This is a genomic window from Cyanobium sp. Tous-M-B4 (assembly GCF_024345395.1).
Lineage (GTDB): Bacteria > Cyanobacteriota > Cyanobacteriia > PCC-6307 > Cyanobiaceae > Cyanobium_A.
In genome coordinates this window covers 395,709-414,129 of record NZ_JAGQBA010000003.1, presented here as the reverse complement: position 1 = coordinate 414,129, position 18,421 = coordinate 395,709, and the positions used below count along the sequence as shown (strand labels likewise).

Sequence of the window (18,421 nt, the reverse complement as noted above, 5' to 3'; positions counted from 1 at the left end):
AGGTGGTGCCGGTGAGCCAGCCACCCAGAGCCAAATAGGCCGTGGGGAACAGGAGCAGACCAGACCACCCCACAAAAACGAAGCGGTCGCGCTTGAGCCAGTCATCGAGGATGTCGAACCATCCCCGTGCTGCTGGCGCGCGCCCTACAGCGATCGTCATGATGATGAACCGGTGCGGAAAACCCGCGGAGGCTGTGGAATTACCGGACGATCGTAACAACGCTGAAGCGGATCGCGAGACTGGTTGAAACGGGCTGACATGGCCTCCTTTCGCTGGGCTTTCGTAACGGTTTTCTGACTGTCATTTGCTTCATTTCTGAGCGCTAGGTCTCGATCCGCCCAGCTCCCCCGACGACCCGTCAGGATGGCGCCATTGCTTGTTCCAGGTCATGGCCTCCCCCCAGGCTCCTGCCCCCTTGCTTGAGCTGCCGGTGCTGGGCTCAAGGCGCCTTTCCAATGTGTTGGTTGCCCTGGTGGTGACCACTGGCGGGATCGGCTTCCTGCTCACCAGTGTCTCCAGCTATCTCGGCACCGACCTGCTGCCGATCGGCCACCCCGCCGAGCTGGCTTGGCTGCCCCAGGGATTGGTGATGGGGCTCTACGGGCTGGCCGCCATGGCGCTGTGTGCCTACCTCTGGGTTGTGATCGGCATTGACGTTGGCGCCGGTAGCAACCGCTTTGATCGAGTTGCTGGTACAGCCACTATTAGTCGCCGCGGCTTTCGCCAGGCGATCACGGTGGATATCCCTTTGCGGGAGATTCAGGCTGTGAAGGTGGAGGTGCGAGATGGCCTTAATCCCCGACGTCGCCTGGCCCTCAAGGTGCAGGGCAGGCGGGATATGCCCTTGACCAGGGTTGGAGAGCCCATGCCCCTGGCCGATCTGGAGTTGTCTGGCGCCCAGCTTGCCCGCTTTTTGGGCGTGCCCTTGGAGGGAGTTTGATGACTACCAATTTGGGTACTGGCAATTTGCGTAATGGCCATTTGATGACTGGCAACTGGTGGAGTCGCTTTCTCCTGGGCGGTTTGTTGTTGCTAGCTCCCCTATCCCTGGTCGCCTGTGCGGCTGATGGTGGCAGTAGCCCTGTGGGTTGCAGCACCGCCAGCACCCCCTGCCTCAGCGGTACGGCCATCGTCGCCTTGCAGACCAGCAAGGGTGAGGTGCAGCTGCAGCTAGATGGCACTGCTGCACCATTGACGGCGGGAAATTTCGTTGATCTCGTTAAGCGTGGCGTCTACAACGGCACCGCTTTTCATCGAGTTGTACGCGAGCCGGTGCCCTTTGTGGTGCAGGGCGGCGACCCCACCAGCGCCGATCCAAAGGTGCCAGCCAGTCAGCACGGCCTGGGCAGTTTTGTGGATCCAGCCACGGGGATACCCCGGCTGATTCCCCTGGAGATTAAGCGCAGCGACGAGCCAGAGCCTCGCTATGGCGAGCCTGTAACAGCCCCAGGGGCGACCCGCCAACTGGCTTTGGCTCACCAACGCGGAGCCGTTGCCATGGCCCGTTCCGCCGATCCCAACTCCGCCAGCGCCCAGTTCTATGTAGCCCTTCAGGCTTTACCAGAACTGGATGGCCGCTATGCCGTTTTCGGCAGGGTGAGCAAGGGCATGGAGGTGGTCGACCAGATCCGCCAGGGCGACAAGATCGTTAAGGCCACGCTGGTTTCGGGCGGGACATTGGTGCAGGGCAAGCCTTAAGCGGGTACCCGCTTGCTGGATGCGGTGACCTTCAGGAAAGCCGTGTTGACGCCCGAAGCCCGCTCCAATGCCACCTTGCCGGTGCGGGCGATTTCAAGGATGCCGTAGCCCTCCATCACTTGTTCGAGGGCGACGAGCTTGCCTGGATCGCCCACCACCTCAAGCGTCAAGGCGTCATCGGCAACGTCGACCACATTGGCCCGAAACACCTGAACCAGATCCAGGATGGCGCTGCGGGTTTCGGCAGGAGCCGACACCTTCAGCAGCATCAGCTCCCTCTCGACGGCAGGTATGTGGGATAGATCAATCACCCCCAGCACGTTGACCAGCTTGTCGAGCTGCTTTGTCATCTGCTCGAGGGTGTGATCGTCACCTGCGACCACCATGGTGAGCCTGGAAACGCCAGCTTTTTCAGCGGGACCCACCGCCAGGCTTTCAATGTTGAAGCCGCGGCGGGCGAATAGGCCGGAGATGCGGCTGAGGGCGCCGGATTCGTCTTCCACCAACACCGAAAGGGTGTGTTTCATCTCCTGAGGGACCCGCGGCGGTGGCTGCATTCCAAGTTACCGCCCAGGCCCAGAAAGGGTCTCGGCGGCTGGCAATTGATCAAGCCATTGAAGTAAGGCGGCATTAAAGGCGTCGGCATGTTCGTCATGGGGACAGTGACCACTGCCAGGCAGCACCGTTAGGGGTAGCTCGGGCCGCAGCCGCCGCACCTGCTGGGCTACCTGAACGGGCACCAGTCGGTCGCGCTGCCCCCAGATCAACAGCAGGGGACGGCCCAGCCTCCGTAGCAGGGCTGGGGCGGTGGCTCCGTAGGGACGTAGGGCCATGGCGATGCTCATCGCCCGCAGGGCCCGCACCGCTCCAGGCCGCCGGGCTGGCCTGGCAATCAGCCGGTGTAGGTCCCTGTCGCCGATCACAGCTTTGCTGTAGGCCGACTGGATGCCTAGATCCAGCAGGGGCGAGTGGGCAATCAGGGGCACCAGTAGCTCCAGAGGCAGCAGCCGGCAGAGCAGGGTCACGAGCCAGCGCTGCAGCCGGCGTTGCCAGGGCCGGCGGCGGGGTGGGCTGCTGCTGTCCGCCAGCAGCAAGGTTGGGTCGGGTAGGGGGGCTGCCACGACGGCTCGCACCAGCTGGGGAAAAAACACCGCGCAGCTGAGGGCCACCAGACCGCCGAGGGAATGGCCTACCAGCACGGCTGGCCCCTGCACCACCTGCTCGAGAAAGTCCTGCAGCTGCCTGGCCCAGAGGCGGTTGTCCAGTCGCAGGGACGGCTGGCTTGAGGCGCCGAAGCCGATTAAATCAATGCCATACACCCGCCAGCCGGCTGCAGCCAGCACCGCAGCGTTGTGGCGCCAGTGGCCGCTGCCGGCGGCGAAGCCATGCACAAGCAGCAGGGCCGGGGCATTTTCTTCCCCCAGCACCCGCCAGTGGCAGCGCTCGCCTCGCCAGAGCCAATCGGCGTGGATGCCCCACTCCGCCCCCGAGCTGCCGTCCGCCGCGGGTGGAGGTGCAGGCTGGACTGTTGCAGCCACGGTTGATCTCCTGAGCCAGCACACCGACGCTCACTATTGCGAAGGACGGGCTCGCCTGTTGCCCGGCGCCGGCTTTTTTAGGCCGGAGTCGCGTCCTTCTCGGGATCTGGGGGTGCTGCTCGCCCGCACGCTGGCGGCCCGCGGCCCCTTGCGGGTGCTCGATGCCATGGCCGGCTGCGGCATCCGGGCCTTGCGCTACGGCCTGGAGGCTGGAGCCGAGGCGGTGTGGGCTAACGACGCTGATCCGGATCGGCTGCCTTTGCTGCGTGAAAACCTGGCATCTCTGGCGGGTTTGCGTTGCAGCGCCCTTACTGCCCAGCATCTGCTGGCGGATTGCCTGCAGCGCCAGGAGCGTTTCGAGCTCCTAGACCTGGATGGCTTTGGCTGCCCCACGGCCCTGCTGCCCCTAGCTCTGGAGGCTGTCTCCTTCGGGGGTGTGCTTTACCTAGCCAGCACCGATGGCCGCTCCCCCACCGGCCACGACCGCCCGGCTGCGATTCGGCTGCTGGGGGCGGCGGCCCGGGCCCATCCCGCCAGCTGGGAGCTGGCCCTGCGCCTGCAACTTGGCAGCGTGGCTCGAGCGGCCTGGGCCTTGGGCCGGGGCATCGAGCCCCTATTTAGTTTCAGTGAAGGGCGCACTTTTCGCAGCGCGGTGCGCCTGCGCCGCCTCAGCGAGCCAGGGGAGGAGCATTACCTCGGCATGCTGGCCCACTGCCATGGCTGCGGCGATCAGCAGGTGCAGCCATTGATTCGCTTGCGTCAGTGGCTCCCCTGCCATTGCCCTGCCGGCGAGATTGCGCCGCTGGCGATCAGCGGCCCTCTGTGGATCGGCCCGTTGCAGGAGCCTGAGCTGCTGGCTGAAATGCAGATCTTCGCTGAGGTTGATCCAGGGGCAAGCCTCAGTGCGGAGGGGGCTCGCCTGCTTGCCCGTCTGCTTGCGGATAGGGGACTTCCGGCCCGCTGCTGGCCGATGGCCGAAATCGCGCGCCGCCTTAAGTGGGGGGCGCCACCGCTGCTCAGCCTGGTGGCGGCCCTGCGGGAGGGGGGGTGGTCGGCCCAGGTCAGTGGGGTGATGCCGGGTCAGCTGCGCAGCGATGCAACCTGGGCCGAGATCCTGCAGACCGCCGCTCAGTTGGTTGGAATGGCCACTGGCACTGCTAAATAGGATGGACTTCCACTCATTTCGCCATGGCTGCTGAAATTTTCGGTACCGCAGCTTTGTTTTGGATACTGATCCCCGTTGGTCTTGCCGGCGGTGCCCTGCTTTTGAAGCTGGCCGACAACGACTGAGCCCCAAAGGCCAGTTAGATCCCCCTCTGCTCCCGGCTCGACCCGTCGGACACCTAGGCTCGGGCCCGCTTGAAGGTTGCTAATGCAGGTTTTGGTGGTTGGCGGAACGGGCACCCTGGGCCGGCAAGTAGCCCGTCGTGCCCTCGATGCAGGCCATCAGGTGCGCTGCATGGTGCGCTCTCCGCGCAAGGCAGCTTTTCTGCAGGAATGGGGCTGTGAGCTCACCCGCGGCGACCTGCTTGAGCCTGAAAGCCTTGCCTATGCCCTGGAAGGTCAGGACGCAGTAATAGACGCGGCCACAGCCCGCGCTACAGATTCCGCCAGCGCCTACGACATCGACTGGAAAGGCAACCAGAATTTATTCGCCGCCTGCCAGGCCGCTTCGCTGAAGCGTCTGGTGTTTGTATCCCTGTTAGATGCGCATCAGCACCGCGACGTGCCCTTGATGGACATCAAGGCATGCGCCGAAGACTGGTTGATGGCCTCGGATTTTGACTACACAATTTTGCGCGGCGTTGCCTTCATGCAGGGGGTAATCAGTCAGTTTGCGATTCCCGTGCTGGAAAGCCAGACGGTTTGGGTGAGTGGCTCGCCCACCCCAATCGCCTACATGAACACCCAGGACATGGCCCGCTTTGCCGTAGCGGCTTTGGAGCGAGACCAAACCATTCGCCAAGCTTTTCCAGTGGTGGGTCCCCGGGCCTGGACCACCAGCGAAATCACCCAGCTCTGTGAGCGGTTCACGGGTAAGGAAGCCCGCACTTTTCGGGTGCCGCCTGCCTTGCTGGGCTTGATGCGCTCTGTGACCGGCTTCTTTGAGGCCAGCCTCAACGTGGCCGAGCGGCTGGCTTTTGAAGCGGTCACCGGTGGGGGCTCAGCTCTCGATGCACCAATGGACGCCAGCTACGAGGCCTTCGGGCTAGACCCGGCTGAAACCACCGGCCTGGAGGGCTATCTCAAGGAGTACTACGACACGATCCTGCGCCGCCTGCGCGAGATGGAGACTGACCTCGACAAGGAAGCCAAGAAGAAGCTGCCCTTTTAAGCCCTGGCACCCACTGCGGCGGCTATAAGTTCAGCTGTACTATTGATTCGTTGCTTGGGAGAGTGAATGTCGGTTGCCCAGATCAAAAATTTGCAGCGCCGTTTGGCCAACCTTGAGGCTGAGGCCACCGAAGAGCTCAATCGGGCCTGCGGCCACGAGCTATGGCAAACCCTGGGTTTCGATGCTTTCGATGGCCTCGATGATGCTGACCGGCGGGCTCGTGCCAATTACTACTACGGCCAGTTGCAGAGCGTGCGGGAGCTCAAGGACGTGCTCGGCTAAGCCGCCCTATCCACCCCCAGCGCCCCGCCCTGATTTCCCGCCGCCGGCCCGGCCGCCCCGCCCAGGTGAGATTTTTTCCATGGCCCGCGATGGCTTAAGCAGTTGCTCGAGTCGCTGGCTTTCGGCTCCGTTCACCTCACGCCATTGCCCCGCTGCCAGGCCATTGAGCTCGAGCGGGGCGGTTCCGTCCATGAGGTCGATGGCGACCCTCAGCAGTCTCAGGGTGGGCAGATTTACGGCGGCCGTCATGCGACGCACCTGACGGTTGCGGCCTTCCTGCAGCTCCAGTTGCAGCCAGCTGGTGGGAATGGCGGCCCGCCGACGGATCGGCGGGCTGCGCTCTGGCAGGCATGGATCGCTGATCGCCTCAGCCCTAGCCGGCAAAGTGCGCTGGCCCTGAATTAAAAGGCCGCTGCGTAGTCGCTCCAAAGCCTCAGGGTGGGCAGCTGCCTCTCCTTCAACCTGCACCCAGTAGCGGCGCCAGTGGCCAAAGCGGGGGTCGGTGAGGCGTTGCTGCAGGCGTCCATTGCTGGTCAGCAGCAGCAATCCCTCGCTATCGGCATCGAGCCTGCCGGCGGCGTAAACCTGCGGAATCGAGATGAACTCCGCCAAACAAGCCCAGTCACAGCCGGCTTCTGGCGTGAACTGGCTTAGTACCCCGTAGGGCTTGTGGAAAAGAAGGGTGGTCAGCGGCCTGGGTTCAGCTGGCTTGACGGGCTTTCCAGAGGTTCACCACACCGATGGAGATCAGCAGTAGCCCCAGATCCAACGAAATTGGCGGCAAAACCATGGTGAAGCCAAAACGGCACGAGTGAGCCAGACCCTATCGCCTGTCGGGCGGCAATTAAGCTATTTGGAACGATTGAACCTCAAGACAGCGCCCCCGCATGATCGAGACCTCCGGTGTGATTGAAAAAGAACAGGGAAACGGGTTTTACCTAGTGACCCTGGAACAGCCGGCTGGTCACCAATGTCTCTGCCGGGCGGCAGGCAAGCTGACTAAATTCAGGATCAAGCTGCTGGCGGGTGACAAGGTACTGGTTGAGATCAGCCCCTACGACCTCACCCGCGGCCGCATCACCTACCGGGAGCGCAATGCGGCTGCCGGTCCCCGTCCCGGCGGTAACCGCCCAGGTGGGCCTAGGAGGCGTTGAGCGCACCTCTCGGTGCGACGGCGGCGTTGAGCGCCAGCTTCATTCGGCAACGCCTAGCAGGGCTTCAATCGCGACTTTGAATTCGCTGCGCTGCTTGACGCCCTTAAAGGACTGCTTGAGCTCCTTGTTGTGGAACAGCTGCACGGTCGGGGTGCCGGTAACACCGGCTTGGCTGGCAATCTCTTGCTCGGCCTCGATGTCGATCTCCACTCCTTGGGCAGCACCGCCAAGCTCATCGAGCACGCGCTTGAGTTGGGGCTTAAGCACGTGGCAGGGACCGCAGGTCGGTGAGGTGTAGACGACCAGCAGGGGCTTGCTGCTGTCGTGATACAGCTTGCGCAGGGCAAATCCTCCCTTCTGCCAAAGGGCGTCAGCGTCATAGTTGTCGGCGTCGCTGGTGGCAGTGCGCACCGGTTCGCCGACGGGGGCTGGTTCTACGGGTTCATGGCTCACCGTGACGGCCAGGTCGTGATGGGTAAGCCAGCGCTCAGCTGCCAGGGCAGCCTGGCAACCACTACCAGCTGCGGTGATGCCCTGACGCCATTCCGCATCGGCCACGTCGCCAGCGGCGTAGACCCCTGCGGCGCTGGTTTCGGGGCGGCCAGCCTGAGTAGCCAGGTAACCGTGGCTATCAACCTCCAATTGGCCTCGCACCAGGCGGGTGTTGGGGGTGTGGCCAATGGCGTAGAAGAGGCCCTTCACCGGCAGCTCCTCGCTGGTGCCGCTGCTGGGATCCCTCAGGGTGATCGCTTCGAGCCAGTCGCCACCGCTGGCATCGGCCACTTGGCGGTTCCAATGCACGGTGATGGCGGGGTTGGCGAGCACCCGATCGGCCATGGCGCCACTGGCCCGCAGCTTGTCGCCGCGCACGATCAGGTGCACGTGGCTGCCGTATTTGGTCAGATAAACAGCCTCCTCACAGGCGGAATCGCCCCCACCCACCACGGCCAGTTCGGCTTGACGGAACTGGGGAGTGGCGCCGTCGCAGATCGCACAGGCGCTGATGCCCTGGCTCCAGAAGCGCTCCTCATTAGGCAGGCCTAGCCGGTTGGCACTGGCGCCGGTGGCCAGGATCACGGCCTGGGTTTCAATACTTTGGCCTTCGGCAGTGATGCGGTAGGGCCGCTGGGACAGGTCGATCGCGGTGGCATCGGCCTCAATCAGACGGGTGCCCCAGCGGACTGCCTGGGCCTTCATTTTGTCCATCAGCTCCGGCCCCATGATCCCGTCGGGAAAGCCGGGGAAGTTCTCAACGTGGGTGGTGGTCATCAGTTGACCGCCAGGGATGCCACCGTCCTGGAAGCCCGTGATCAGTACAGGGCTGAGATTGGCCCGGGCGGCGTAAATGGCGGCGGTGTAGCCAGCGGGCCCTGATCCCACGATCACCAGGTTTTCGACTGAAAGCCCCGAAACCGTCATTGCTTAAGCGGATCGACTATGAGTTGAGCCTAGGAGATCAGCGCAGCAGCTTGCAGGGAGGGCCCGGCGCGCCGGGCGTAAATGTCTTTAGATTTGCTTTAGAATTGAGTGCAATCTGCTGCGGATTTGCATCTCAAATCGGCTCATATTTCCAGGATGCCGTCACTGGCGGGCCGGATTCCCTGCCCCAGGTCGTTTGGCACCATCAACACGCTTGCTGCAAGGAGTTCCGGGTGCTCTTCCAGGCAGAGCAGCCATTCTCGGAATTCCTCCGTGACCGCAAAGCTTTCTTCGAAATGTTCGAGGGCGTCGAGGGTGGCGCGGCGGGCCAAAGCCCAGCTGACAGCAACGGTTAGGCGGCGATTCACTGCGGCATCCATGCTCCCCTCTCCCTTGGATCAGACCACGCTGCCGGGCTATGGGCCCTGCGGAGGTATTGGTTGACACAACGTCGCATATTTGCGCTTAAACCTTGTATCGCCAAAGCAGTTTTCAGGCCGTTCGCTGCAGAAAACTAGGTAGCTCCGGCCCCACGCTGATCACCGCACCGATTCTTGCTTCTACAGCTTGTAGGGGTATGGAACCTCCCTGGCCACTGCCGAGTGAGTCCGGCTCTCTAGCTACTTGCTTCGGCTTGATCAGGTAGGGCTCGCTGAGGGACCAGCTGCGGGCGTAGCTCATCAGCAATGGGTCGGCTGGCGCGAACACATAGGACGGCTGCCGCGGCACGGTCTCCAGGGCGGCGCGTTGGCCATCCATGCGCACAGCCCTGGTGATGGCCTGTACAAAGCGGCTGCGAGTCACCACCGTGGTGAGGTAAGCAACTACCCGCAGTCTTGGGGCATCAAAGCCCTCGGCGCACATATCAATGCTTACTAGCCAGTCCGCCTCGCCGGCCTGGAAGGCGGCCAGGCGGGCGCTGGCCTCGGGGTCCTGGGAATGGACCAGGTGCACCCGGTCGCCCTCCTCCTCCAGCAGCCCGGTGATGCGCCTGGCGTGGGCGATGTCGCGGGCGATCACCAGCCCGCCCGCCTCGGGGTGGTGGGCCCGCACCCGCTCCAGCCTTTGACGGGCCTTGAGCAGTAGCCGCAGGGCGATGCTGCTGGCATCTCCGAGTTGGATGGCACGGCGCAAGTTGCGGGCTCGCCAGCTCTCCCGCGCTTCAGCTGAAAGGGGCGAGGTTTCGGTGTCGGCGGAGGCCTGGGGCCTGCCGTGTTCGACCCAGCCGTCCTGGAAGCGAAATTCCAGGGGGCGCACATCTCCGGCCAAGATCAGCTGGCGGGGTTCCACGCTCAAATCGGGGGCGATGCGTTCGATCACCTGATCCCCCTCGCGCACTTTTACCCGTCGGGCGGCGCAGAAGGCCAGGTTGTCGGCGCGGAAAGGGGTGCCGGTGAGGCCGAGTCGCAGCTTGGCTGGAGCGGTGAGCTGGCTGAAGGCGAAACCCCAGGCTGCTGTCTCTGGTTCATCCGGATCCAAGCCCAAGTGGTGCACTTCATCGGCAATGGCCAGCCATTTCCCCAGGGCTATGCGGGGTAGGGCTGCCTCGAGCGCAAGGCGGTGCCGGGCCGTGCACTGATAGCTGAGTAGCAGGCCATCCCAGTTTGAATTTGCTTCGAGGGCTAATAGCCCCTGCCCCGGGTCCCACTCCAGCAGGCGCAGATTGAGGCGCTCCGCAGCTCCCAGCCACTGATGGGCGATTGAGCTCCGGTGGCAGAAGATCAAAAAGCGATCGAGCCTCCCCTCCCGCTGCAGGGCGATGAAGCTGAGCAGGGCGCCCAAGGTTTTGCCCGCACCCGGTCCTGCATGGATCAGCACGTCATGGCCGCCAGGCTGGTGGTTGAGCAGGCGGGCCCGCAGCAGCTGGATCAGGCGGCTCTGCCACTGCCTGGGCCGCACTGCGGTTGTTGTGGGCGGCGGGATGCCCAGGTCGAAGGAAGGAAATCCCATCACGCCATTGTGGCCAGGGGTGCCCAGGCGTCAGTAGGCCGGCAGCAAATGGGTGATCTGGCCTATGGGCTTATGGCGCAGCGTGCCTAGTTTCAGTTCAACCCCCGGGTCCCCTGCTGTTTTCCCTATGGCGAACTTCTGCTCCGATCCGGATGCCTGGGCCTGGGCGCCCGCCTTGCAGCTTTGGCATCTAAAGCGCTGCTGGGCCCTTGAATGCGACATCGATCCGATGATCCTGCGGGCGCGCCAGCTGCGTCACCAGGGCGCCCTGCCGCAAGCCAGCTGCGTGGAGCAGGAGTTGCTTCCCCTGTTTTGAGCTCCACCTGGCTTGGATGGGCAACTGCGCACATTTGCCGCAGTTGTGTTGCTCAGGCGAGGGGAGACACCCCCTAATAGACAGATGGCCTCCGGGAACCCTCTTGGCTGAAGTACTGATCCTGCGGGAACGCACCCCGGGGGAGTGTCGCGTTGCTGCAACTCCTGAAACCGTTCGCCGGCTGCTGGCCCGAGGGCTGACGCTGCAGGTTGAGCAAAGCGCTGGCTTGGCGGCTGGCTATGCCGACCATGAATTTGAAGCGGCTGGGGCCCGCCTTGTTGCCCCAGGCCCCGAGCTCGGCGCTGGCGTCGATGCGGTGCTTTGCGTCAATCCACCAGCTGCCGAGGTGCTGGATCAGCTGCGGCCTGGAGCCCTGCTGGCGGGTCTGCTCGCCCCTTATGGCGCCAACTCCCTAGTGGAGCAGCTTCAGGCCCGGCGGGTGTCGGCCTTGGCCTTGGAGCTGCTGCCCCGGATCAGCCGGGCCCAGAGCATGGATGTGCTTTCGTCTCAGGCCAACATCGCCGGTTACAAGGCGGTGCTGCTGGCGTCTGCAGCCCTAGATCGCTACGTGCCGATGTTGATGACAGCAGCGGGCACAATTCAGCCGGCGCGGGCCCTGATCCTGGGCGCAGGGGTGGCTGGGCTGCAGGCTTTGGCAACGGCCCGGCGTCTTGGCGCGGTGGTTTACGTGAGTGATGTGCGGCCTGCGGCGAAGGAGCAGGTCGAATCGCTGGGGGGGAGGTTCCTTTCTCCACCCGAGCAGGAGGAGCGCCCCGCCGAAGCCGGCGGCTACGCCAAGGCGGCTAGCGAAGCCTTCCTGGCTGCCCAGCGCCAGCAATTGGCCGATCAGCTGGCCCTGGCCGACATGGTGATCTGCACCGCCCAGGTGCCGGGCCGGCGAGCGCCCCTGCTGATCTCCGACGAGATGCTGGCGGGCATGCGCCCCGGCTCAGTAGTTGTGGATTTGGCCGTGGCCCAGGGCGGCAATTGCGCCGGCACGGTCTGCGGTCAAACCGTGGAGCGCCACGGCGTGCGGCTGATTGGTGGCGATGGCCTGCCCAGCTCCGTTGCCAACCACGCCAGCGCCCTCTACGCCCGCAACCTGGCGGCCCTAGTGGAGCACGTGCTGGGCGATGAGGGTTTCCAGCTCGATCAGGAGGACCCGATCGTGGCCGGCTGCCTGTTCACTCACGACGGTTCCTGCCGTTTTCCTGACCTCGTTTCCGGAGCTAACTGATGAGTGCCTTGACCCAAGCCCTCTGGGTGCTCCTGCTGGGCAGCCTGTTGGGACTCGAATTGATCGGCAAGGTGCCTCCCACCCTGCACACCCCGCTGATGAGTGGTGCCAATGCGATCAGCGGCATCACCGTGCTGGCTTCGCTCACCCTGATCGCCCAGGCCAATGACCAGTTGCCCCTGCTGGTGCTCGGCTCGCTTTCCCTGGGCTTTGCCCTGTTCAACGTCGTTGGCGGCTTCCTGGTCACCGACCGCATGCTCGCCATGTTTTCGCGCAAATCACCCCGCACCGGAGGGACCCGCTGATGGCTGGACTTGATCTTTTGCCCGCCCTGATCGATCTGGGTGCCGTGCTGTTGCTGGCCCTCGGTATCAAGGGCCTTTCCAAAGTGAGCACCGCTCGCTCCGCCAATGGTCTGGCGGCCCTGGCCATGGGCCTGGCCGTGCTCGGCCTGCTAATTCAGCAACCCCTCTCCCCCCAAGCCTGGCTTTGGGTAGCTATCGGTACTGGCCTGGGCGGCGTGCTCGGCCTGATTACGGCCCAGCGGGTGCCGATGACTGCCATGCCTGAAACCGTGGCCCTTTTCAACGGCTGCGGCGGTATGGCGTCGTTACTGGTGGCTCTTGGGGTGGCTTTGTTTAGCCCCGGGGAGGGCTCCTCCGGCCTTGTGGAGCAGATCTCGATCGTGATTTCGGTGTTCGTTGGCGCGATCACCTTCAGCGGCTCGATCGTGGCGATGGGCAAGTTGCAGGGCTGGATTGATACCCCAAGCTGGACTCAGAGCTCCCTTCGGCATGCCGTCAACATCGCCTTGGCGGTGGCCTGCCTGGTTGGTGCGATTGCCTTGCCTGGCGATATGGCGGGAGCCCCTCTTTGGCTGCTGGTGGTGGCTTCTTCCCTGCTTGGTATCGGCGTCACCCTGCCGATTGGCGGTGCCGATATGCCTGTGGTGATTTCGCTGCTCAACTCCTATTCTGGCGTGGCCGCAGCTGCCGCTGGTTTTGTCGTTGGCAGCCAACTTCTAATTGTGGCCGGCGCCATGGTCGGTGCAGCGGGCCTGATCCTCACCCAGGTGATGTGCACCGCCATGAATCGCTCCTTGGTGAGCGTGCTGTTTGGAGGCGCCCTTGGTGGGGCGGCACCGGTGGGCGGTGGCGGCGATGAGGCCGGCTACACCCGCATCACCAGCTGCAGCGCTGAGGAATGCGCTCTTGCTCTGGAGGCCGCTGAGCGCGTTGTGTTTGTGCCCGGCTATGGCCTGGCAGTGGCCCAGGCTCAGCACGCCCTGCGCGAACTCTCCAAGTTGCTGGAAAACCACGGCGTCGAGGTGACATATGCGATCCACCCGGTGGCTGGGCGTATGCCTGGTCACATGAATGTGCTGCTGGCAGAGGCCGATGTGCCCTACGAGCAACTCCTGGAGATGGACACGGTCAACCCTGAGTTCCCACGCACCGATGTGGTGATTGTGCTGGGAGCCAACGACGTGGTTAACCCTGACGCCAAGTCCGATTCCACCAGCCCTTTGTATGGCATGCCTGTGCTTGAGGTGGATCAAGCCCGCCAGGTTTTTGTAGTCAAGCGCAGTCTTGGCGCCGGCTATGCGGGCATTAAAAACGCCCTCTTTGAGCTGCCCCAGACCGCCATGGTTTTTGGTGATGCCAAGGCCGTGCTCAACGGCCTGCTCACCGAGCTGCGCAGCATGGGTGTGGGTAAGAAGGTGGCCGCCTGAAGCAGCCAGCTCTTACACCATCTGTTTTTAAGCAACGCTGGCCCTGGATCGGCCCCGATCTCCAGACACTGCGAGACACCCTGAGGCCGCCCAGGCTGCCTCAGCAATTAGGTGCCATTCCTAGAGAAGATCTTCGGATCCGCTTACCTGATGGAGCCTCTTTGCTTGTTAGTCAGGATCTACCAAAGCGGCACCATCCCGTTGCCTGGGTCCTTCTGGTGCATGGACTTGCTGGCAGCAGCGAGCGTCCGGGTGTGCGTCGACTTGCCGGCTTGTTTTTGCACTGGGGCTTTGGGGTTTGGCGATTAAATCTGCGCGGGGCCGGCGCGGGCCGAAAGCTTGCTTCTGGTACCTATGCGGCTGCCTGTAATCGCGACATTTTGCCTGTGCTGGTAGCAGCCAGGGAACGTGCAAGGGCCCTGCCCCTGTTTGGGGTGGGACTTTCCCTAGGAGGCACAGTTCTGCTCAATGCCCTGCTGGAGCGGCCGGATGGTCTCGATGCCCTTGCCTGCGTGAGTAGTCCCTTGGATCTTGACTCCTGCTCGCATCAGATTTCTAGGCCCCGCAATTCCTTCTACCAGCGTCACATAATGCGCTCATTGATAAACCAGACAAAGGCAGACCCTCAATTCAGATCAGATTGCCAAGCTCAGGAATTAATGAACACGAGTATTGTTTGGGCTAATGTTGATAAGATTCGCACGATAAGAGATTTCGATGCAGTCATCACGGCGCCTCGTTGGGGCTACAAGAATGTGGATTGTTATTACCGTGATGCGTCGCCGCTGCAGGCAATGCTAAACGGGGCGCCTTTGCCGCCTGCTTTTTTTGTGCAGGCCCTTGATGATCCCTGGGTGCCGGCAGATTCGGCCTTGGGATTGGCATCTGCCCAATTACCACTGGATGCCGAATTTTGTCTGCCTCAGCAGGGAGGTCACAATGGTTTTCACGCTGTGGCCGATAGTCAGCTCAATCCTTCCAGTAGCTGGGCTGATAGCCGAGTAGTGGAGTGGCTATTGCAGCGATGCGGCTAAGTCTCTAAGGGCGCCTACGATTGTGTCGACATTAATGCTATTGGTGCGGGTGAATTGATCGCATGATTGACCATTTAGAGTGATTTCGTCTGTCCCATGGCAATCTAGATAGAGGTCGTTGAAATGGCAAGCTTTTTCTATGTTTAGCCACGTGCTTGGGAAGCTTTTTCGACCGGCTAATAGGAAAATCTGTTGGGCGATCTCGCTGGGATCTTGATGCGGGACGAATGGCTTGAGCATCATGCAGCCTTGAGGAAAACCTACGATGTAGACGTGGCTTCTCCAGAGTGAGAGCTTTGCCTCAAAGCTAAGCTCTTCGGGACAAATTATGTCAACCTCTGGAATTTGCTTAATTCTTTCAACAACTTCTGATTCTTGAAGGAACTTTGTTGTGCCATTGCTGAGTTTGTGTCGAGAGAGGTATGCGATTCTTTTCCCCTGGCGCTTAACGTTTCTGATCCGGCGTTTGAGCTTTGGATCTAGCGCGGCCCTTGCTGCTGAAGGATAGTCGGTGCTGATGAAGCGCAGGTCGCGATAGATCTGTGGGCAGGAAACCAGTTGCTTGGGGCGCATGGGTCGCCGGATGAGGCGAAATCGATCGGCAAGGCCAAGGCATTCAAGCCATTCCTTCAGGTAGTTGACTCGTACGGTTTCGATGGATCTGAGAACGCCGCGGGAGACGGCGTAGTGAAACCAGATGGGCTCACTGCTATGGCGAAATAGGCGCATTAGCTGATAAGCGCGATTGGTGTCAACGAGCATGTCTCCGAAGTGCTCGTAAAGAGTGCCGCCATAAAGCATGAATTTTATTTTTTTGCAATTGTTTTCGTTGAGTCCAGCTGCATGTTCGAGTCTGGCAGCGGGATAAAACATGCGCCTCTCCTCGCGTATGTCGTTGAGAGCTTCGATATGGTCACCGTTGGCATCAAAAATGCCTTGGCTGTGGCCAAGTGCCCAATTATTTTGGCCACGAATTGTTACTCGAGGTAGAACTGTTGTATTCTCTTCTATCACCAAGGGTTCTGGCCTGATCACCCTGGATTGGCCAAAGAGTGAGAGATGATCTGCCTGGATGTCCACTAATGGTTGCAGCATCATTGGGCCGCTCTTTCCTTCATGGTTTCTGCGATTGTGGCACGTCAAGTGAGAGCGAATTATCCCGCTGATAGTCGATCTAGCCGCTCATACTGTCTTACTATCCAAGGATGGATGGGTTGGCCGCCGATCACGTGTTCCCGCAGGATTAGCTCGATCCGCTCCGGGCCGACGCCGCCGTAAACGGTGCCTTCCGGCCAGATCAGCAGGATCGGCCCCCCGGCGCAGAGTCGCAGGCAGTCGGCCTTGGTGCGCAGCACGATCCCCTCGGGCCGGGCCGGATCCTCCAGGCCCAGCTCGCGCACCAGGCGCTTTAGCGCGTCCCAGCTGGCGGCGCCTATGGCGGGATCGGGGCAGCAGAGCGCTTTGCTGGGAGTGGCGCAGAGCAGTAGGTGGTGCGAGATCACGCCGGCAGCGCAGCTGGCGCCTTGGCTTTGAGCCGGGCTGCAGCCTCCTGCACCGCCTGACGGGCCCAAGCGTCTACGGCCAGCACGTCGTCTAGGGAGGGATTGGCCATGAGGTCGACTTGGTGGCGATCACACACCCCGTCGATCAATGTCGGGATATCGAGGAAGTGGACCCTTTCCTCAAGGAAGAGGGCCACAGCCTGTTCGTTGGCCGCGTTCATTACCGCTGGCATCGTGCCGCCGGCGCGGCCTGCCGCGTAGGCCAGCTGCATGCAGGGGTATTTGGCCGGGTCGGGGGCGCGGAAGCTGAGCTGCCCAACCTCGGTGAGATCGAGCCGGCGCCAGGGGGTGCTCAGGCGCTCGGGCCAGCTGAGGCAATAAAGAATGGGCAACTTCATATCAGGCCAGCCGAGCTGGGCCAGCACCGAGGAATCGGCCAGCTCCACCATCGAATGGATGATCGATTGGGGGTGGATGACGATCTCGATGTGGTCGTAGTCGAGACCAAACAGGTAGTGGGCCTCGATCACCTCCAGGCCCTTGTTCATTAAGGAGGCCGAATCCACGGTGATTTTGCGGCCCATGCTCCAGTTGGGATGGCTGGTGGCATCGGCCACGGTGGCCTTGTGGAGGTCTGCCGCCGGCCAGTCGCGGAAGGCGCCGCCGCTGGCGGTGAGCTGGATGCGGCGCAGGCCCGGGGTGGGGCTGCCGGTGGAGAGGCGGGCCGTCTCGGCGTAGGGAGTGCCCTGCAGGCACTGGAAGATCGCCGAGTGCTCGGAATCAGCCGGCAGTAGGCGCGAGCCGCTTTTCTCCAGCTCCGGCAGCACCACGGGCCCAGCGGCGATCAGGGTTTCCTTATTGGCCAGGGCCAGATCCTTGCCGGCGCGGATGGCGGCCAGGGTGGGCAGTAGGCCAGCGCAGCCCACGATCCCGGTCACCACCAGGTCGGCCGTGGACCAGGCGGCGGCGGCGCAGAGGCCCTCAGAGCCCCCCAGCAGCTCAGGCATCCGGGCGGGCCTGGCGGCGGGCTCCAGGGCCTGCAGCCGCTCGCCCAGCTCGCTGACGCGCTCGGCATTGGCCAGGGCCACCACCTCCGGTGCATGGCGCTGGATCTGGCTCACCAATAGATCGAGGTTGTTGCCGGCCGTGAGGGCCACCACCCGGAAGCGGTCCGGGAACTCCTCGACCAGTTCGAGGGTTTGGGTGCCGATCGAGCCGGTGGAGCCGAGCACGGAGAGGGCTTTCACGGCGGCAAATCAGGTGGTAGCAAGTCTCCCATTGACCCTGCAGGATGCCCCGCAGTGATCCCGGCTGTTGTGTGCTCTATGCCGATCCCTGGCTGCTGGCCCTGGTGAAGCCCTCGGGCCTGCTTAGCCAGCCGGGGCTTGGGCCCGAGCTGGCCGATTCCCTGATCAGTAGGGCCCAGGAGCGCTGGCCGGAGGTAAGGCTGGTGCACCGCCTCGATCGCGATACCTCGGGGCTGATCCTGCTGGCCAGAGATGCCACCACCCATCGGTCCTTAAGTGCCGCTTTTGCCGAGCGGCGGGTGCGCAAGACCTACCTGGCCATGGTGCAGGGGCTGCCTGCGGATCAGGGCGGGATTATCGACCAGCCGCTAGCCCGGATCGCCACTCGGCCGCCCCGCTATGGGGTGGTGCCGCTGGAGTGCGGTGGCAAGTCGGCTTTCACCCGCTGGCGAGTGCTGCGGCGCTTCGAGGGCTCGAGTTTGCTGTTGCTGCAACCTCGCACCGGCCGCTCTCACCAGTTGCGGGTGCACCTGGCGGCCCTGGGCCATCCGGTGCTGGGCGACCCCCTCTACGGCGACACCCTCTACGGCGACCCCATCCCGGCGCCGCGGCTGCAGCTCCATGCCGCCGGACTGCAGCTGCTGCATCCGGCCACGGGCAAGCCGCTGCACCTGCGCAGCCGTTGCTTTGCAGATGGGCATGTGGGGGTGGATCCCCTTAACTGAGCCCAGTTGAACTCTTCCCATGGCGGCACTGCCCGTGTGGCTGCAGCGCTGGAACTTCATCGACCGGGCCAAGCTGGAGCGCCAGCTCTGGGATGCCTTCGAGCGGCAGGAGGATCTGCAGGCCCTAGTGGATGGCTGTGAGCCGGGCTTTCAAAAAGAGGTGTGGACCACCACCCTGGAGCGGATTCGCAAGATCGAGCGGATGATGCAAGGCCGGCAGGCACCCGAGCCAAGCGAGGACTGAAGTGGGA

The 18,421-nt window shown here is 62.9% G+C and carries 23 protein-coding genes and 1 pseudogene; 14 read left to right on the top strand and 10 right to left on the bottom strand.

Annotation, left to right across the window (positions count from 1 at the left end; translation table 11 throughout):
• A pseudogene (locus tag KBY73_RS08485) lies at positions 1 to 160 on the bottom strand (photosystem II D2 protein (photosystem q(a) protein)); the annotation flags it as partial.
• 229 nt (positions 161 to 389) lie between these two features.
• On the opposite strand from KBY73_RS08485, the gene KBY73_RS08480 reads away from it, so the two are divergent.
• Both KBY73_RS08480 and KBY73_RS08475 read left to right on the top strand, forming a co-directional pair.
• Positions 390 to 941 (top strand): photosystem I assembly protein Ycf4, encoded by a 552-nt coding sequence (locus tag KBY73_RS08480; protein ID WP_254936635.1) that lies wholly within the window; start codon positions 390 to 392, stop codon positions 939 to 941.
• 44 nt (positions 942 to 985) lie between these two features.
• Positions 986 to 1,699 carry a peptidylprolyl isomerase gene (locus tag KBY73_RS08475; RefSeq protein ID WP_254936634.1) on the top strand — a complete coding sequence of 238 codons (714 nt, stop codon included), beginning with the start codon at positions 986 to 988 and terminating at the stop codon, positions 1,697 to 1,699.
• On the opposite strand, the gene ilvN is transcribed toward KBY73_RS08475, so the two are convergent.
• Together ilvN and KBY73_RS08465 are read right to left on the bottom strand one after the other, a co-directional pair.
• Positions 1,696 to 2,226 (bottom strand): acetolactate synthase small subunit, encoded by a 531-nt coding sequence (ilvN, locus tag KBY73_RS08470; protein ID WP_254936633.1) that lies wholly within the window; start codon positions 2,224 to 2,226, stop codon positions 1,696 to 1,698. The genes KBY73_RS08475 and ilvN overlap by 4 nt on opposite strands.
• A gap of 36 nt (positions 2,227 to 2,262) precedes the next feature.
• A complete protein-coding gene (locus KBY73_RS08465; RefSeq protein ID WP_254936632.1) occupies positions 2,263 to 3,237 on the bottom strand; it encodes an alpha/beta fold hydrolase in 975 nt (324 codons plus the stop codon).
• A 58-nt stretch (positions 3,238 to 3,295) separates the two neighbouring features.
• On the opposite strand from KBY73_RS08465, the gene KBY73_RS08460 reads away from it, so the two are divergent.
• The 4 genes from KBY73_RS08460 (at position 3,296) to KBY73_RS08445 (ending at position 5,854) form a co-directional block, all read left to right on the top strand.
• A complete protein-coding gene (locus KBY73_RS08460) occupies positions 3,296 to 4,402 on the top strand; it encodes a N2,N2-dimethylguanosine tRNA methyltransferase (protein ID WP_254936631.1) in 1,107 nt (368 codons plus the stop codon).
• Positions 4,403 to 4,425: 23 nt separating this feature from the next.
• Positions 4,426 to 4,527, top strand: coding sequence for a cytochrome b6-f complex subunit PetM (gene petM / locus KBY73_RS08455; protein ID WP_106633132.1), 102 nt, complete (start codon positions 4,426 to 4,428; stop codon positions 4,525 to 4,527).
• An 82-nt stretch (positions 4,528 to 4,609) separates the two neighbouring features.
• Positions 4,610 to 5,572 (top strand): NAD(P)H-binding protein, encoded by a 963-nt coding sequence (locus KBY73_RS08450; RefSeq protein WP_254936630.1) that lies wholly within the window; start codon positions 4,610 to 4,612, stop codon positions 5,570 to 5,572.
• 66 nt (positions 5,573 to 5,638) lie between these two features.
• Entirely contained in the window at positions 5,639 to 5,854 is a 216-nt protein-coding gene (locus KBY73_RS08445; protein WP_254936629.1) for a hypothetical protein, read from the top strand.
• Positions 5,855 to 5,860: 6 nt separating this feature from the next.
• Here the strand turns inward: KBY73_RS08445 and KBY73_RS08440 are convergent, their stop codons facing one another.
• Positions 5,861 to 6,544, bottom strand: a complete 684-nt coding sequence (locus KBY73_RS08440; protein ID WP_254936667.1) for a pseudouridine synthase — start codon at positions 6,542 to 6,544, stop codon at positions 5,861 to 5,863.
• A gap of 197 nt (positions 6,545 to 6,741) precedes the next feature.
• Here KBY73_RS08440 and infA point away from each other — a divergent pair, with 197 nt between their 5' ends.
• On the top strand, positions 6,742 to 7,008 hold the full coding sequence (gene infA / locus KBY73_RS08435; protein WP_094560946.1) for a translation initiation factor IF-1: 267 nt from the start codon (positions 6,742 to 6,744) through the stop codon (positions 7,006 to 7,008).
• Between the two features lie 39 nt (positions 7,009 to 7,047).
• Here the strand turns inward: infA and trxB are convergent, their stop codons facing one another.
• The 3 genes from trxB to KBY73_RS08420 form a co-directional block, all read right to left on the bottom strand.
• Positions 7,048 to 8,427: a thioredoxin-disulfide reductase gene (trxB, locus tag KBY73_RS08430; RefSeq protein ID WP_254936628.1), complete on the bottom strand. Its 1,380-nt coding sequence runs from the start codon at positions 8,425 to 8,427 to the stop codon at positions 7,048 to 7,050.
• A 143-nt stretch (positions 8,428 to 8,570) separates the two neighbouring features.
• Positions 8,571 to 8,795 carry a hypothetical protein gene (locus KBY73_RS08425; protein ID WP_254936627.1) on the bottom strand — a complete coding sequence of 75 codons (225 nt, stop codon included), beginning with the start codon at positions 8,793 to 8,795 and terminating at the stop codon, positions 8,571 to 8,573.
• 124 nt (positions 8,796 to 8,919) lie between these two features.
• On the bottom strand, positions 8,920 to 10,377 hold the full coding sequence (locus tag KBY73_RS08420; protein ID WP_254936626.1) for a DEAD/DEAH box helicase: 1,458 nt from the start codon (positions 10,375 to 10,377) through the stop codon (positions 8,920 to 8,922).
• A 127-nt stretch (positions 10,378 to 10,504) separates the two neighbouring features.
• On the opposite strand from KBY73_RS08420, the gene KBY73_RS08415 reads away from it, so the two are divergent.
• The 5 genes from KBY73_RS08415 (at position 10,505) to KBY73_RS08395 (ending at position 14,696) form a co-directional block, all read left to right on the top strand.
• Complete coding sequence (locus KBY73_RS08415) at positions 10,505 to 10,693, top strand: hypothetical protein (RefSeq protein ID WP_254936625.1); 189 nt, start codon at positions 10,505 to 10,507, stop codon at positions 10,691 to 10,693.
• Positions 10,694 to 10,796: 103 nt separating this feature from the next.
• Complete coding sequence (locus KBY73_RS08410) at positions 10,797 to 11,930, top strand: NAD(P) transhydrogenase subunit alpha (protein ID WP_254936624.1); 1,134 nt, start codon at positions 10,797 to 10,799, stop codon at positions 11,928 to 11,930.
• Positions 11,930 to 12,235, top strand: coding sequence for an NAD(P) transhydrogenase subunit alpha (locus KBY73_RS08405; RefSeq protein ID WP_106633123.1), 306 nt, complete (start codon positions 11,930 to 11,932; stop codon positions 12,233 to 12,235). The genes KBY73_RS08410 and KBY73_RS08405 overlap by 1 nt, the downstream gene beginning before the upstream one ends.
• A complete protein-coding gene (locus KBY73_RS08400; RefSeq protein ID WP_254936623.1) occupies positions 12,235 to 13,662 on the top strand; it encodes an NAD(P)(+) transhydrogenase (Re/Si-specific) subunit beta in 1,428 nt (475 codons plus the stop codon). The genes KBY73_RS08405 and KBY73_RS08400 overlap by 1 nt, the downstream gene beginning before the upstream one ends.
• Positions 13,663 to 13,823: 161 nt before the next feature.
• Positions 13,824 to 14,696, top strand: a complete 873-nt coding sequence (locus tag KBY73_RS08395; RefSeq protein WP_254936622.1) for a YheT family hydrolase — start codon at positions 13,824 to 13,826, stop codon at positions 14,694 to 14,696.
• On the opposite strand, the gene KBY73_RS08390 is transcribed toward KBY73_RS08395, so the two are convergent.
• The 3 genes from KBY73_RS08390 to KBY73_RS08380 are packed head-to-tail and all read right to left on the bottom strand — an operon-like array spanning position 14,676 to position 17,445.
• The gene (locus KBY73_RS08390; protein WP_254936621.1) at positions 14,676 to 15,794 is read right to left on the bottom strand and encodes a glycosyltransferase 61 family protein; all 1,119 of its coding nucleotides are present in this window, start codon (positions 15,792 to 15,794) and stop codon (positions 14,676 to 14,678) included. The genes KBY73_RS08395 and KBY73_RS08390 overlap by 21 nt on opposite strands.
• 56 nt (positions 15,795 to 15,850) lie before the next feature.
• Positions 15,851 to 16,198 carry a ferredoxin gene (locus tag KBY73_RS08385; protein ID WP_254936620.1) on the bottom strand — a complete coding sequence of 116 codons (348 nt, stop codon included), beginning with the start codon at positions 16,196 to 16,198 and terminating at the stop codon, positions 15,851 to 15,853.
• A complete protein-coding gene (locus KBY73_RS08380) occupies positions 16,195 to 17,445 on the bottom strand; it encodes a 1-deoxy-D-xylulose-5-phosphate reductoisomerase (RefSeq protein ID WP_254936619.1) in 1,251 nt (416 codons plus the stop codon). The genes KBY73_RS08385 and KBY73_RS08380 overlap by 4 nt, the downstream gene beginning before the upstream one ends.
• 44 nt (positions 17,446 to 17,489) lie before the next feature.
• Between KBY73_RS08380 and KBY73_RS08375 the strand changes: the two genes are divergently transcribed.
• Both KBY73_RS08375 and KBY73_RS08370 read left to right on the top strand, forming a co-directional pair.
• Entirely contained in the window at positions 17,490 to 18,170 is a 681-nt protein-coding gene (locus tag KBY73_RS08375; protein WP_254936618.1) for an RluA family pseudouridine synthase, read from the top strand.
• 19 nt (positions 18,171 to 18,189) lie between these two features.
• Positions 18,190 to 18,414 carry a hypothetical protein gene (locus tag KBY73_RS08370; RefSeq protein ID WP_106633117.1) on the top strand — a complete coding sequence of 75 codons (225 nt, stop codon included), beginning with the start codon at positions 18,190 to 18,192 and terminating at the stop codon, positions 18,412 to 18,414.
• Positions 18,415 to 18,421 lie beyond the last annotated feature (7 nt).